Origin of the sequence: Longimonas sp., assembly GCF_040409695.1 — a bacterium.
Classification (GTDB): domain Bacteria; phylum Bacteroidota; class Rhodothermia; order Rhodothermales; family Salinibacteraceae; genus Longimonas.
The window spans coordinates 1-14,568 of the sequence record NZ_JARWGJ010000057.1; the positions used below are offsets into that span (position 1 = coordinate 1).

12 protein-coding genes are annotated in these 14,568 nt (G+C 60.2%); 11 read left to right on the plus strand and 1 reads right to left on the minus strand.

All coding sequences use genetic code 11. The annotated features are described in order from the left end of the window. Positions 1-267 precede the first annotated feature (267 nt). The 4 genes from PPP56_RS03240 to PPP56_RS03255 all read left to right on the plus strand — a co-directional run bounded on the left by PPP56_RS03240 (position 268) and on the right by PPP56_RS03255 (position 4,860). The gene (locus PPP56_RS03240) at positions 268-1,227 is read left to right on the plus strand and encodes an ATP-grasp domain-containing protein (RefSeq protein ID WP_353562599.1); all 960 of its coding nucleotides are present in this window, start codon (positions 268-270) and stop codon (positions 1,225-1,227) included. Positions 1,228-1,561: 334 nt separating this feature from the next. After that, positions 1,562-2,938 carry a hypothetical protein gene (locus PPP56_RS03245; protein WP_353562600.1) on the plus strand — a complete coding sequence of 459 codons (1,377 nt, stop codon included), beginning with the start codon at positions 1,562-1,564 and terminating at the stop codon, positions 2,936-2,938. Beyond that, the gene (locus tag PPP56_RS03250) at positions 2,925-3,770 is read left to right on the plus strand and encodes a type 1 glutamine amidotransferase (RefSeq protein WP_353562601.1); all 846 of its coding nucleotides are present in this window, start codon (positions 2,925-2,927) and stop codon (positions 3,768-3,770) included. The genes PPP56_RS03245 and PPP56_RS03250 overlap by 14 nt, the downstream gene beginning before the upstream one ends. Positions 3,771-3,822: 52 nt before the next feature. Then, on the plus strand, positions 3,823-4,860 hold the full coding sequence (locus tag PPP56_RS03255) for an alpha/beta hydrolase (protein WP_353562602.1): 1,038 nt from the start codon (positions 3,823-3,825) through the stop codon (positions 4,858-4,860). 28 nt (positions 4,861-4,888) lie between these two features. Here PPP56_RS03255 and PPP56_RS03260 read toward each other — a convergent pair whose 3' ends face one another. Beyond that, complete coding sequence (locus tag PPP56_RS03260; RefSeq protein WP_353562603.1) at positions 4,889-5,950, minus strand: glycosyltransferase; 1,062 nt, start codon at positions 5,948-5,950, stop codon at positions 4,889-4,891. Between the two features lie 383 nt (positions 5,951-6,333). On the opposite strand from PPP56_RS03260, the gene PPP56_RS03265 reads away from it, so the two are divergent. The 7 genes from PPP56_RS03265 (at position 6,334) to PPP56_RS03295 (ending at position 14,447) form a co-directional block, all read left to right on the plus strand. Continuing rightward, a complete protein-coding gene (locus PPP56_RS03265) occupies positions 6,334-7,080 on the plus strand; it encodes a CDP-alcohol phosphatidyltransferase family protein (protein WP_353562604.1) in 747 nt (248 codons plus the stop codon). A gap of 91 nt (positions 7,081-7,171) precedes the next feature. Beyond that, on the plus strand, positions 7,172-8,140 hold the full coding sequence (gene ftsY, locus PPP56_RS03270; protein WP_353562605.1) for a signal recognition particle-docking protein FtsY: 969 nt from the start codon (positions 7,172-7,174) through the stop codon (positions 8,138-8,140). Between the two features lie 414 nt (positions 8,141-8,554). Next, positions 8,555-9,493, plus strand: a complete 939-nt coding sequence (fmt, locus tag PPP56_RS03275) for a methionyl-tRNA formyltransferase (protein WP_353562606.1) — start codon at positions 8,555-8,557, stop codon at positions 9,491-9,493. Positions 9,494-9,784: 291 nt separating this feature from the next. Beyond that, complete coding sequence (locus PPP56_RS03280) at positions 9,785-10,999, plus strand: hypothetical protein (RefSeq protein WP_353562607.1); 1,215 nt, start codon at positions 9,785-9,787, stop codon at positions 10,997-10,999. A gap of 15 nt (positions 11,000-11,014) precedes the next feature. Further along, positions 11,015-12,010, plus strand: a complete 996-nt coding sequence (locus tag PPP56_RS03285; protein ID WP_353562608.1) for an AAA family ATPase — start codon at positions 11,015-11,017, stop codon at positions 12,008-12,010. A gap of 103 nt (positions 12,011-12,113) precedes the next feature. Further along, positions 12,114-13,124, plus strand: coding sequence for an HPr(Ser) kinase/phosphatase (hprK, locus tag PPP56_RS03290; protein ID WP_353562609.1), 1,011 nt, complete (start codon positions 12,114-12,116; stop codon positions 13,122-13,124). Between the two features lie 309 nt (positions 13,125-13,433). Continuing rightward, positions 13,434-14,447, plus strand: coding sequence for a peptidoglycan DD-metalloendopeptidase family protein (locus tag PPP56_RS03295; RefSeq protein WP_353562610.1), 1,014 nt, complete (start codon positions 13,434-13,436; stop codon positions 14,445-14,447). Positions 14,448-14,568: the final 121 nt, after the last annotated feature.

The window sequence follows — 14,568 nt, forward strand, 5'->3', positions numbered from 1 at the left end:
GGAGCCCTGCGACTGACGCGGCGATCTCATGCCGTGGATTGGGCGGCTACATCCGGTCTGGCAGCAATGAGATTGCTTCGCTCCGCTCGCAATGACAAGGACGTGAGTTAGTTTAGGTACGTCAGAGGGTACATGCGTTACCCGAAGATTGAGCTGTGACACAGTACTACGTTGAAGCGGTGCCCGTAGCATCGCTTATGAAGCATCGCTTGTGTAGCATCGCGTGCCAACTGCACCATCTTTTGAATTAAGTATCTTAGCCACACTATGAGCACCACCCATCACATCGGCATTCTTCGCGGCGAGGAAACGACCTTTCCGGATGCGCTTATTCCGTTCATCAACGAAAACTACGGCGACCAGAACGTGGAAGCGTCGTTCGTAGAGGTCGGGGCCGTCCGGATGGATGCCGCGCCCAAGTACGACGTTATCATCGATCGCATCTCGCACGAGGTGCCCTTCTACCGCTCGTACCTGAAGTGGGCCGCGCTGAAAGGCACGTACATCATCAACAACCCGTTCTGGTGGAGCGCCGACGACAAGTTCATCGACAATGTGATCGCCGAGTCGGTTGGCGTAGCCGTGCCGCGCAGCGTCATCCTGCCCCACAAAGAGCGTCCGCCAAACACGTCAGGCAAGAGCTTTCGCAACCTGGAGCACCCGATCGACTGGGATGACGTCTTTGAGTACGTCGGCTTTCCGGCGTTTCTGAAGCCGTTCGACGGCGGCGGCTGGCGCGATGTAACACGGGTGACGACGCCAGGCGAGTTTCACGCGGCGTACGACCAGTCGGGCGTCGACTGCATGATGCTGCAAGAGGGCATCGAGTTTGAGTCGTACTTCCGGTGCTACGGAATCGGGCAGAAGAAGGCGCACATTATGCGGTACAACCCGTCGGTGCCTATGCACGAGCGGTACTCGGCCGTATCGTCGGATCCGATTGAGGAGGGGCTCCGCAAGAAGCTGGAGCGCGATGTGCTGGCTATCTGCCGCACGCTGGGCTACGACATGAACACCGTTGAGCTGGCAGTGCGAGACGGCGTGCCGTACGCCATCGACTTCATGAATCCGGCCCCCGACGCCGACTACCACTCCGTGGGTCCCGAGAACTTCGCCTGGATAATAGATGCCCTCGCCGAGTTCGCCGTCGAGAAAGCCCTCGACGATCGTCCGGCCAAGCAGTTTTCGACGCAAGGGGCGCTCTACCCGGGCGTGTCTGAGTCGTAGCCTCGAATCGTAACGCCCAATCGTAACGCCTGCACCCCCTACTGTTGTGGCGCAGATCAATGCTTTGAGTAACGGCATGGGCAAGTTTTTCTATTGTCTTTTCGCTGCGCGACATTTCCTCTTTCGGAGGGCAAACCGCCCAAACACCGTGAGGAAATAGGGGCTGTCAGAGCCGCGTATTCGGCGCCAAGGCGATCAGCAAAGGAAAAAAGAACCCTGTACACCGCGTCGAGAGATCGTATCCAAGGGGAGGCTGGGCTCCGCTATCCCCCAACATTCTGGTGCGACACAGCACCGCTCGTTCGTTGCCTCTTCTTGTTGCTCCCCCTATCCTATGCGGCAGCACCTACAGCCCGCCATTGACCACTACCACGCACTCATCGAGCGTGATCTTACTGCCGCCGAGAACCAGCTGGAGCAGCTGCGCATGCAGCAGCACGAGCGCCGCGCCCTGTTTGGGGGGCGTCCGATGGCCAACAGCCTGCGCCCCACGTTTCTGACGGAGGCGATGTATGCCGATGTACAAGACACGGTCTACCTGATCCGGCAAGCCATCCTCCGCATCGCGTCGACCTTCTTCAACGATGAAACGCTGCTGCGCGAGGAGCTCGGCATGGAGCCGTGGGAGATTGAGCTCGCGGCCCTCCCGACCCGCGTCATCCACCTGGCAGCCAACGCTCGCCTCGACGCATTTCTGACAGAGCGGTCGTTTAAGTTTGTCGAGTTCAACGGCGAGAGTCCGGCCGGAATGGCTTACGTGAATGAGCTCGCGAAGATATACCGCGACCTGCCGATCTTCCAGGCGTTCACCGAGCAGTTTCCGGTGCGCTTCGTGTCGCCGCTGCAGCACTCGGTGCAGGCATTCCTGCGCATCTACCACGACGAGTTCGACGGCGACAAGCTGCAGCCTACGTTTGCCATCGTAGACCGGCTGGAGGATGTGCCTACGACCCACGAGTTCGATCTGATCAAGACGTACCTGCAGCGGCTTGGCTATGGCTGCGTGGTAGTCGATCCGCGTGAATTAGACTGCCGCGATGGCTGGATCTACGCGAATGGCACGAAGATTGATATCCTGTACCGGCGTCTTCTGATGAACGAGTTCTACGAGATCCGAGACGACTGCCAGCCGTATGTGGAGGGCTACCGCGCACAGAAGACCTGCTACCTGAACACGTTCCGCTCCAAGCTTGTCCACAAGAAGGCGATTTTTTCCTTTCTGACCGACGAGCAGTACACCAAGGTGCTCGACGCACCGCAGCGCCAGGCCATCCAACGGCACATTCCATGGACGCGCCGGCTGCGCCCGCGTACCACGGAGTTTCGCGGGTTAACGATCGACCTGCTCGACTTTGCGCTCCAGAACCAGCGCTACTTTGTGATTAAGCCCAACGACGCGTACGGCGGGTCGGGCGTAACGCTCGGCTTTGCCTCTACGCCCTCGGAGTGGGATGCTGCCATCGAGGAGGGCGTCGCGGCCGGGCACGTCATCCAGGAAACAGTCGACATCCACCGCGAGCCGTTTCTCATGCAGACCGACCGCGGCTGGAAGAAGGTGCCCTCTATTATCGATCTCGATCCGTACATCAACGGGCCGCTGATGGGCGGCTGCCTGACCCGCATCTCAGGGTCGGACCTGGCCAACGTGACTGCGGGCGGCGGCACGCTTCCTATGTTCATTCTACGCAATACGTATCATGCAAACTCCTGACGCACGGCCCCTACGCGTGGCGGTGCTCGATCTATACGACGGCGAGCCCAACCAGGGCATGCGCTGTATTCGCGACTTCCTGGAGGGCAAGGCCGATCCTGCGCTCTCGATCCCCATCACCTACGACATCTTTGATGTGCGCCAGCACGCCGAGGTGCCTGGGCTGGACTACGATGCATACATCTCTACCGGCGGGCCGGGCAGTCCGTGGGATGGACTCGACGAGCCCTGGGAGGCCGCCTATTTTAACTGGCTGGATGCGCTCTATCGCCACAACACGACAGCAGCGCCGAAAAAGCACGCGCTGTTTATCTGCCACTCGTTTCAGCTGCTCTGCCGCCACTTCGGCATTGGGGAGGTCACCGAGCGCCCGGCCCAGTCGTTCGGGATTTTTGAGGTGCACCGGCTTTCAGGGGGATTCGACGAGCCCCTCTTTGACGGGCTGAATGACCCGTTCTACGCGGCGGACTTCCGGCGGTGGCAGGTCGTACAGCCGGATCACGAGCGCGTGGCCCAACTGGGAGCCAAGCTGCTGGCTCGTGAGCAGCCCTACCCTGAGTATCCATACGAACGGGCCCTCATGGGCGTGCGCCTGTCGCCCGAGATGGTCGGCCTGCAGTTTCATCCGGAGGCCGACCCCGAAGGCATGCTGGTCCACTTTCGCCGCCCAAAGCAGCGTAGCAAAGTCGTCAGCGCGTTTTCGGAAGCGCGGTACCAGCGCCTCATCGACCGGCTCGACGACAAACAGTACCTGACGCCTGCCTATGAGACCATCATCCCGACGTTTTTGCGCCGCGCGGTAGCGGCTACATACCCGGCAGCGGTAGCATAGCACCGGCACAGCATCGCAGCCACGTCTTCTTCTTCCTGAACGCCCCCCCTCCATGCCTATTGTCCCCCCGTCTCGCATCCTGTCATGGCACGAAGACCGCCTGCACGGACGCCTTCGCATGCGGCGGCTGCGCTCTCGGGCGCTTGGCATCTCCAAGCCCTACTACGTCTATGAAGCGCCCGGCCTGGCCGATGCAGACGCGCCGCCGGTGCTCTACGCCTTTCGCGGCCACGAGCGCGAATGGGTCAACATGCAGGAGGACGACTCGCGCAGCCACGCTACCGCCATCCAGGATATTGACACCTGCGTCGCGGAAGGACTGCTGCCACCGATGATCGTCGTGATGCCCGGACTGAACAGCGCCAACAACCATGTGCCCTCGCTTGGCATCAACATGGTCGGCACGTGGAAGCGTTCGATGCAAGGCCTCGGGAGCGGACAGTTCTGGACCTACTTGAATGAGGAACTGCTACCGTCTGTAGATGCCGACTACCCGCATCTCGCGGACAGTCCACGTCTAATGGCCGGGTTTTCGCTCGGGGGATACACCGTGCATCTGCTGGCGATGAAGCGCCCTGGCTACTTTGCACATGCTGCGATGTACGACAGCCTCTTCATGTGGCCCGGGCACCGCGATCCACGCATCACGTCTAAGAACGCCTCAAAAAGCGCCCCAAAAAGCGCCTCAGAAAGCACAGCAACCGCCTGCACCGATCGCATCTGGGGCGAGGCTTCGATCTTTGACCCGGCGCTCGGGAAACCGCGCGATCAAGACGCCATGCAGCGCTGGAATCCGACCGACATGCTTGCCGCGGCCTCGCCGTCAATGCTTCAGAAGCTTCGTCGCACCACCTACTGGATTGCCTGCGCGCCCAGCGATGGCAGCAAAGGCAACCTGCACCGCGGTCGTTTTCTGCTCAAGCGCTTCCGCGCCAACGACTTGCCGCTCGGGTTCGACCGGGCAGATCCGGTGTTTCACCCTGAGGCTGCCCACACCTGGCACTGGACCGACCGCTTTGTCGTGCGGTTTCTGCGCGAGGCGGTCGGCGATAAGCAGCACGCAGGCTCTGAAGCTGCCGTCGAAGAGTAGGGCGCGCGCCTCAGATGCTGCTGGGCGTTCAGCGGGAAGACCACCTCGTCGGCGGTACAAGCAGCCCGGCTGCCGACGTACCGATGCGGAGCACGGTATGAGCAGCATCCCACAGCGGGAAAAGCACAGTGGGAGCATCGGCGCGCAGAACGTTGGCGCCGCGATGCAACAGGTGACTGATGCCAATGAGGCGAAGCGCAAGCAGGCCAGCCCCCACAGGCCCGGCAAGTAGCGGAGCCATCCACAGCAGAAGCGCCGACGCGTAGTATGCCGTCAGGTGTAGGGCTGGCCCTCGGGCGTATGCACGCCCGGTAGAGGTATGGCGGCGCTGAGCACGCAGCCAGCGGCTCCATGAAGTCGGCGGGGCCGTTGGCACCTGCGCGTCTGCGCGCCATACCGCACGCACGGGGAGCCCCCGCGCATGCGCTGCCTGCACAAACAGATCGTCGTCGCCACTCAGCAGCACGCTGTGTGCATCGTGTCCGCTCACCCGGTGGTATGCAGCCCCGCTGTAGCTGATGTTGCGCCCGACTGCCATGTACGGATGGCCGTGCTGGGCCGCAGCCAGCATCGCGATCTGGGCCGTCCATGTTTCGTATCCCGCCAGCCGCTGCAGCAGTCCGCGTGGCGTATCCAACAGGCTGGGCCCGACAAGCACAGGCGAAGATTGCGCTCCGTCAGCTTGCTCATCACGGTATTTCTGGTGGATGCGGGCGAGCGTTTCGAGCCAGGTGGGCGGTGGGATGCAGTCGGCATCGGTGAATGCAAGATGCGTCGTAGGTGCAGCCTGAATGCCCGCGCCGAGCGCATGCTTCTTGCCCGGCGTGCCGGTATGGTGCACGACCTGTACGTTCGGGTAGTCGGCGGCGTACGCATCCAGCCATGCAGCGCTCCCATCGGAAGAGTGGTCGTTGACCCACACGATGTGCATGGCCTGGTGCGTTTGGCTATGGAGCGCCTGGGTCAGCGCCGGTAGATGGGGGCGTTCGTTCCGCACGGCGATAATTACGGTGAGCGCCGGAAGAGGGCCGGGTTCGCTTGACGACAGAGTGAGCGGGGCGGAAGGGCGGGCGTCCCCATAAGGAGCCACCCCAGGTAGCCCGCTTGCACGAGAAAAGCGACAATGCACAGGGAGGTCAGCATGGAGAGCAAGGCAGCATCGCCAGAGAGATAGCACGAAACGACAGAACGAAACGACAGAACGAAGCGACAGCAGGCAACGACAGCACAGAAGATGCCGATACAAGAGAGCGCATGCATGGTGCGAGTATCGTACCCAGCGGGCACTCCGGGTGCAAGCGCCAGCCGTTATTCGAGCGGCAATCCTCAAAAGTTTTCACGAAGGCGTGTGCGCCGGGCACTTCTGAAGGGAGAAAGTTTTAGTGGATTTGTGGAAGCGCTGCCTGTTTGTGCTTTCTATAACGAAGAGTGCGTTGCATATTACCGGTTGCATGTTTCACAAAAGATCCCGCTATGACCACACGTGCCAACGACTGGCCAGACATGGGACGGTTTTGGACGGTGCCCAACACACTGAGCCTGCTTCGGCTGGTGTTGGTCTTTCCGATTGCCTGGTTGATCTGGCAAGACGGTCCGCTGGAGTGGGTCGTGGGGCTGGTCCTCGTTGCTATTCTAACCGACTGGTTTGACGGGCGGCTGGCGCGCTGGCTTGGTACCGTGTCGGAGTGGGGCAAGGTGCTTGACCCACTTGCCGATAAGGTGGCGGGTGGACTTGCGGTGCTTGCGCTTACGTTTCGGGCGTCGGAGCCGAACCTGCCGGTCTGGTTTCTGGTCTTGGTTGTGGCGCGCGATGCTGCCATCGTAGGAGGAAGTGCCTTGCTGGCACGGCGGGTTGGCAAGATCGTGATGAGCGCCTGGCTGGGCAAGGCGGCCACCACCTGGCTGGCCATCACCGTGCTTGCAGCTCTGCTGCGGGCCGATATGCCCGTGCTCATGGTCTGCGTGTACATGACGGCTGCGCTGCTTGTGGTCTCGTTTCTTGTGTACACCTGGCACTTCGTGCGTACGGCTCGCATGCCCGACGGGCAGCGGAAGGCCTACCAGCTTGATTTGGGCTCGGGGCGAGCCCCCTCCGACACCCCGCCACGTGGCGCGAGCAAAGGGCCCGGCCCCAGCGAGTCCACGGGCAAAAGCCCCGCGGTAAGCGATTCTACAGAGGGCAGTACCGCCCCAAGTACGCCGTCTTCCAACCCTTCATAGGGGGAGCGCGTAACACGCTGCAGATACTGATTGAATAGCACCATATATCTCCGTTTTCTCTTTTCATTGATTTGCCTATTGCTGGCCGCGTATGGGTTTTCTGGACCGATTTACGAACCGCAACACCGAAGAAGAGCAGGAAAAGCTGGATGAGGGTATGGACAAGACCCGGAGCAGCTTCATGGGCAAGCTGAACCGGCTCGTCCGGGGCAAAGACACGGTGGATGCCGCCCTGTTGGATGACCTGGAGGAGATGCTCGTTACCAGCGATGTTGGCGTAGACACTACGCTCGACATCATCGACCACATTGAGTCGCGCGTAGCGCGCGACCAGTACGTGTCGACGAGTGAGCTCAACAGCATGATCCGCGAGGAGATCGCGAAGCTCATGCTGGAGAAAGAGGAAGAGCGTCCGGCTGACTTCAACGCTGAACTCCCCAATAAGCCACATGTTATTATGGTGGTCGGGGTAAACGGCGTTGGAAAGACAACCACCATCGGCAAGATGGCCTACCGGTACAAGCAAGCCGGAAAGTCTGTGATCATGGGAGCCGGAGACACCTTCCGTGCTGCGGCTATCGAGCAGCTCGAAATCTGGTCGGAACGCGCTGATGTACCCATCATCAAACAGAGGCACGGCTCCGACCCAGCCGCGGTCGCGTTTGACACGATCGAGGCGGCGGTTGCACGCGATGCCGACGTTGCCCTTATCGATACCGCCGGGCGCTTGCATACCAAAGGCGGGCTCATGGACGAGCTGAGCAAGATGAAGCGCGTTATGGGGCGCAAGATACCTGACGCTCCGCACGAGGTGCTTCTCGTGCTCGACGCCTCAACCGGGCAGAACGCGATCCGCCAGGCCGAGGAGTTCACCAACAGCGTAGACGTAACGGGGCTGGCGCTTACGAAGCTTGATGGCACGGCCAAGGGTGGCGTTGTTATCGGCGTGTCGCATCAGTTTCAGGTGCCGGTTAAGTACATCGGGGTTGGCGAAGATATTGACGACCTGCAGGTCTTCGACCGCAAAGGATTTGTGGAGGCGCTGTTCGGCGACGAATAGTTGCTTTGGCGTGCTACTCACGCTACTATTCCCAAGCCCCTCGTACCTGTGCTATGCGCTCCTCATGGCCTTGTGGCCGAATACGCCGTCCTGACATCCCCCCATTCTCTTACGCTGTTCGGGGGTTCCCCCTTCGCGAAGGGGGAAATGTCGCGTAGCGACAAAGGGGGATGTGCACCCAAAAGGATGATGGAAAACTTGCACACCGATTAAGTAAGTTTAAGTAGATCGCCAAAAATACGTTTACACTCTGTCATCGCGAGAAGGGAGCGTGCGACCGACGCGGCGCTGGGCGGAGTCCGAGCACTCCAAGAGCACTTCTTCGCTGTGCTCACAGCGTCACGTCGCTGACGCTCCTCGCAATGACACACTTAAAGATTCTCTTTCGGTTATAGTTAACTGTTTCTACTGCGCATGAACATCGTTTTTATGGGGACCCCCGAATTTGCGGTGCCCTCGCTCGAAGCGCTTTCGGAGGCCGGATACACGCCCCAGACCGTCGTTACAGGTCCCGATCGGGGTCGGGGACGGGGGCAGTCGCTGCGCCCGACCGCCGTTAAGAAGGCGGCACAGCGCATCGGTATCGACGACATTGTGCAGCCGGATTCGGTGCGTAGCGCATCGTTCGAAGAAGCGATGCGGTCGCGGTCGCCCGACTGCTTTGTGGTTGTTGCATTCAAGATCCTGCCGTCTTCGTTGCTCGCCATCCCGTTGCAGGGGGCGTTTAACCTGCACGGGTCGCTGCTTCCGGCGTATCGAGGGGCAGCGCCCATCCACCGGGCGGTGATGAACGGGGAGACAGAAACAGGCGTTACGACCTTCTTTCTGGAGCCGGCTGTCGATACCGGCGATATCATCCTGAAGAAGCGAATGCCTATCGGGCCAGATGAAACCACGGGCGACGTGCACGACCGCATGATGCACCTGGGCGCTGAGGCCGTTGTCGAAACGGTAGAACTTATCGAAGCCGGCACCGCGCCCCGCATCCCCCAGAATGACGAAGACGCAAGCCCCGCCCCGAAAGTACACGCCGAGGAGGCCGGGATTCCATGGGATAAGTCGGCGGAGGCCGTGCATAACCACATTCGCGGCCTCTCGCCCATTCCCGGTGCGTGGACGCTTCACGACGACGTGCGTCTGAAGGTGTACCGGTCGTCGCGGCTCGCCGAGCAGGACGTAAATGCAAACAGGGCGCCCGGCACGGTGCTCTCCACCGATGGTGTCTTGCATGTGGCCTGCGGAACCGGAGCGGTTGCGCTTGAAACCATCCAGCAGCCGGGCAAGAAGCGCCTGCCTGCTGAGGCTTTCGTAAACGGGTACGACCTGGCGCCGGGCGACCGTTTCACGAGCTAAGTAGGTCAGCAAAAATACATGTACACCTTGTCATCGCGAGGAGGGAGCGTGCGACCGACGCGGCGCTGGGCGGAGCCCGAGTACTCCTGGGGTGCGATCTCACGGCCTCGTTAGAGCGGTTTATTCTGCTTAGAAGGCACAAGATTGCACACTAAAAGCACTTCCTCGCTGCGCTCACAACGCCACGTCGCTGGCGCTCCTCGCAATGACATAATCAAAGGTTCTTTTGTGGATCCACTTAACTCTCTGGACCTTCCCGTTGCTTCCGCGCACCGACCGACCCCCACCGCTATGCGCCCCACCGCTTCGCAGATTCGCCCGCCCGACGTAGACCACGTGGCACGATCGGCTACAGAAGACGCCCGCGCGCTGTTTGATGAGCACTTTGAGCGGGGCGCTACGTCTGCGTGGACCACCTACCAGCAGGCCCCGATGGCGATCCAGGCCGACCATACGCATTACAGTGAGGGCTTTGCGCTCTTTGCTGCGATGCCCTACGGTGTGGCGATTGCGGCACGGCGGGTGTCGGGCGTAGGGCGCGTAGCCGAAGAAGGCGCCCCGGCCCGTGTGGCTGTGCCGTTCGAGGCCACGCCGCGCCCAGATGATTCGATCGCTGTGCGCATTGTCCGGTCGGTGTTGAACGCCTGCACGGAGCCGCCACCGGCCCTTAACATGGCGATCGTCGACAGCCTGCCCGACTCGTGTCAGGATGCCTATGCTGTGGCGCTGGCGCGTGCTGTCTACCTGGCGCTCAACCACTTTGCCCGCAAAGACGAAAAGGCCCCCCCGTTTACCGGTGCGTCTTTCACGCAGATTGCGCGCGCGGCGCTGCCCGAGGCGCTCGGCCTGCCATACAGCACCGCGTACCCGCTGGCGGTGAGTGCGGCTTCCCATCAGAATGGAAGACTTGCCCCGTTTCTTCTCGTCGATACGCCAGCGCGCGAGGTGATTCCGGTTCCGTCGTCGCATGCCCCTTCGCTGCAATGGGGCTTTTTTGATGCCGGGCCTCCAGCCCAGGAGACCCCCGACGTGCATTATACGCGCAAGCAGCAGGTGCGCGAAGCGCTGGACGCGCTGCAGCAGACTGAGGATTTCGCTGACCTGGCGTCGTTTAACACGCTGGAGCACCGCTCGCTCGACCGGGCGCTGAACCTGGTCGGGCCTCCGCATCAGGCGGTCGTGCGTCACCTCGTCACCGAGAACCGGCGGGTGCAGAAACATGTTGTAGCGCTGCGTCATGGCGACGGACAGATGACCGGGGCGCTCCTTCATATGACCCATACCTCACTCCAGACGGTCTGGCAGGGCACCACTGCTGCCGCAGACTTCCTGGTGCAGCATGCCGAGCAGTATACCGAAGCAGGTCTGTACGGAGCGGGCATGACCGGGCGCAACGGCTATGTGCTCACGATTGGGCGCGTGCCCACGTATCGCAACCACATCGAAACGCTGGCCGAACGGTACGAGTCGGCGTTTCACCACTCCGTATCGTTCCTTCCTCTGTAGCCGCCCCCATACCTGATGCCTGATACCGACCTGACTGCCATCAAAGAGCGTGTGGTGCGTGAAGGCGCCTTCTTGCGCGAGGTGACCGAAGAGATGCAGCGCGTTGTGGTAGGGCAGTCGCATATGGTAGAGCGGCTGCTCATCGGACTCATCGGAAACGGCCATGTGCTTCTGGAGGGGGTGCCGGGGCTTGCCAAGACCCTGACCGTGCGGATGCTGGCGCAGTGCATCGGCACCTCATTTCAACGCATCCAGTTCACCCCCGACCTGCTGCCGGCCGACGTGCTCGGAACGCTCGTCTACAATCAGCACACCGGTTCGTTTACCATCGAAAAGGGCCCCATCTTCTCCAATATCATCCTGGCGGATGAGATCAACCGCTCGCCTGCCAAGGTGCAGAGCGCGCTGCTTGAGAGCATGCAGGAGCGGCAAGTCACGATCGGCGATCAGACCTTTCCGCTCGACGACCCCTTTCTGGTGCTGGCCACGCAGAACCCGATCGAGCAACAAGGAACGTATCCCTTGCCCGAAGCCCAGGTCGACCGCTTCATGATGAAGGTGCAAGTGCCTTACCCGTCGCACCGCGAAGAGCTTGAGATTATGCGCCGCATGGCCCACACCGACGCGCGCCCATCCGTGGAGTCTGTTACAACGCCTGATCAGGTCCTGCGGGCGCGCAGCGTACTCAACGATCTGTATATGGATGAGCGGGTGGAGCAGTACATCGTAGATCTGGTGATGGCCACGCGCACCCCAGCGTCGTATGAGGCCGACCGCATCAGCATGCTTATTGAGCACGGTGCCTCGCCGCGTGCCTCTATCAACCTGAACCTGGCTGCCCGCGGACATGCCTTCCTGCAGCGCCGTGCATACGTGACGCCCGACGACGTGCGCGCCATCGCGCCCGATGTGCTTCCGCACCGTGTGGTGGTGACGTATGAAGCCGAAGCGCAGGGCATTACCCCCGCCGATGTCGTACAAGACGTACTCGACGTCGTTGAAGTCCCATAGCAATAGCCCGTTGTTCGAGCGTCGTTGTTCGAGCGTCGTTGTTCGAAAGGCGCATCGCTGTTCAGATTGACCGTGCTCTCTGTACTCATGCCCACGTACCTTTATGACCGACATATCTGACGATGCCAATGCAGATCTCTCTGTCGACACGTTTATAGCGCGTCTGCACGATCGCACTGAGATGTCGCTAACGCCGCTTAACACGGTCAACGAGCCGTGCGCGACCATCAGCGAAGACCACCTGCACCGTCCGGGATTGGCGCTTGCGGGATACGTTGATCTGTTCACGTACCAGCGGGTACAGGTTCTGGGCAACACCGAAACACGCTATCTGAAGCATCTTGCTCCGAAAGAGCGGCGCGCAGCCTTTGGTAACCTGACGCAGTTCAACATTCCCTGCATCATCTGCACAGCCGATAATACCATCGGCGAAGACCTGGTCGCGATGGCGACCGAGGCGCAGATTCCCGTTTTTCAGACGCCAACGCCCACCGTTGACGCAATGGGCACCATGCGTGCGATGCTCGTCGACCAGTTTGCCCCGCAACAAGCCGTACATGGCTCGCTGGTCGACGTGTACGGCATCGGACTTCTGCTCTCGGGGCCGTCGGGTATTGGGAAGAGCGAGGTTGCACTCGATCTGATCGAGCGGGGACACCGCCTCGTGGCCGACGATGTGGTCATGGTCACCCGGCGCGACTCGTCAATCCTGATGGGGGCAGGCACCGACCTTGTACAGCACTTTATGGAAGTGCGTGGACTTGGTCTGGTTGACATCCGTGCTATGTTTGGGATTCGAGCAATTCGCTTCCAGAAGCGAGTAGAGCTCGTGGTTCAGATGGAGATGGCCGACGAAAACACGTCGTACACGCGGATCGACATGATTGAAGGCACGCGCGAGATTCTGGGCGTTGAGCTACCGCGCGTGCGCGTGCCCATCACGCCAGGCAAGAGCGTTACGGTGATCTGCGAGGTGATTGCTATGAACTATTTACTACGCCATTACGGATACGACCCAAAAGAGGTCTTTCAGCAACGCCTCCGCAACCAGATCCAATCCGGCAGAAAAGGACCCAGACGGGGCATTCAGTACTTCGAGCAGGACTATGAGTAGCGAGACAAGCAGAAAGATGTGTCGTTCCTGTTGATAGGGTACGCTACGCTAAGCCTGGTACAGTGCTTGCGAATCCATGTTAACGGAAGAGACGCAAAAAAATCGGCGTATGGCTGCCATGTGGCGTTAAAAGCTATGCTTTATGCAGTTATGTCGAAAATAAAAGTCTGTACTCAGAATCACGACACGCGCCTGTAACGCTGCCGGTTTGTAGCTTGACATGGTGTTAGCCGCGTTCTATATTGGCGACGTCTCTCCCAGCAAGGTCCCCACCGATTATTTCACCCCCACTCTTTCCGTTGGCTCTGTATGAATCAGGAGAAACAATATTACTATGATCCTGAAACGTGTTCGTTTATTGAAATTGAAGAGCGGCCGGTAGATAAAGCCAAACGATACTCCTGGGTCATTGGTATTGCGTTGCTCCTTGCAGGGGTGCTAACCTGGGCGATGGGCGCCGAGCTTATTCGCACCCCTACCGAACAAGCGCTACAAACGGAAAATCAGGCCTTGCAGAGTCAGTTGGAGCGTGCGAGCAGCCAGCTTGAGCTTCTCTCCGAAGAGATCGACGAGCTGGCCTCACGGGATGAGGAGCTGTATCGCACGCTTCTTCAGGTAGAACCAATCTCGGATGACATTCGCCAGGTAGGCGTTGGGGGGGCCGACCAGTACCGGGCGTTTGACCGCTTTGAGGGCAGTACGGCCTCGCTACTGCGCGAAACAGAAGCGCTACTCGATAAGATGGAGCGACAAGTGGGGTTGCAGGGAGCCAGCTATCGCGAGCTGGTACGTTACGCAGAGCAGCGCGAAAAAAAACTTGCCCAGCTTCCTGTACTTCGCCCTGTGAACGGGCATATCGTATCGAGCTACGGCTACCGTACAGATCCCATTCTGGGTGTGCGCCGCATGCATGCAGGGGTTGACTTCGTGGCCCGAATAGGTACGCCAGTCATCGCTCCAGCTGACGGAGTCGTGCACCGGTCGCGCTACTCGGCGTCTTATGGCAACTACATCGATCTTCGACATCCCGAAACCGGGTACATCACCCGATACGCGCATCTCTCTGAAGCCGCCGAGGGTATCCGCCGAGGTACACAGGTGACGCGAGGACAGGTCATCGGCTACACCGGAAATAGCGGACGCTCAACGGGGCCGCATCTCCATTACGAGGTGCGAACAGAAGATGGGGGGACCGTGAACCCTGTCGATTTCTTCGTGCCTGATATGACGCCCCGAGCGTTTATCAGCCTCGCCGCCCAGACTAACTCGCACGAACTGCACGACCATTACAACGAGGAGGAGATGCTCTCAATGATTGAGTAGCCCCGTTCCCCTCAATCTTATCAGAGCCTGTTTGGGTTTTGGTTTGTAGGCGAGAGCGAGCAGCAATGCGGCGAAAATTGGACCTCGATGGAGGTTCGTAGCTGGGGCTACGGGCCGATAT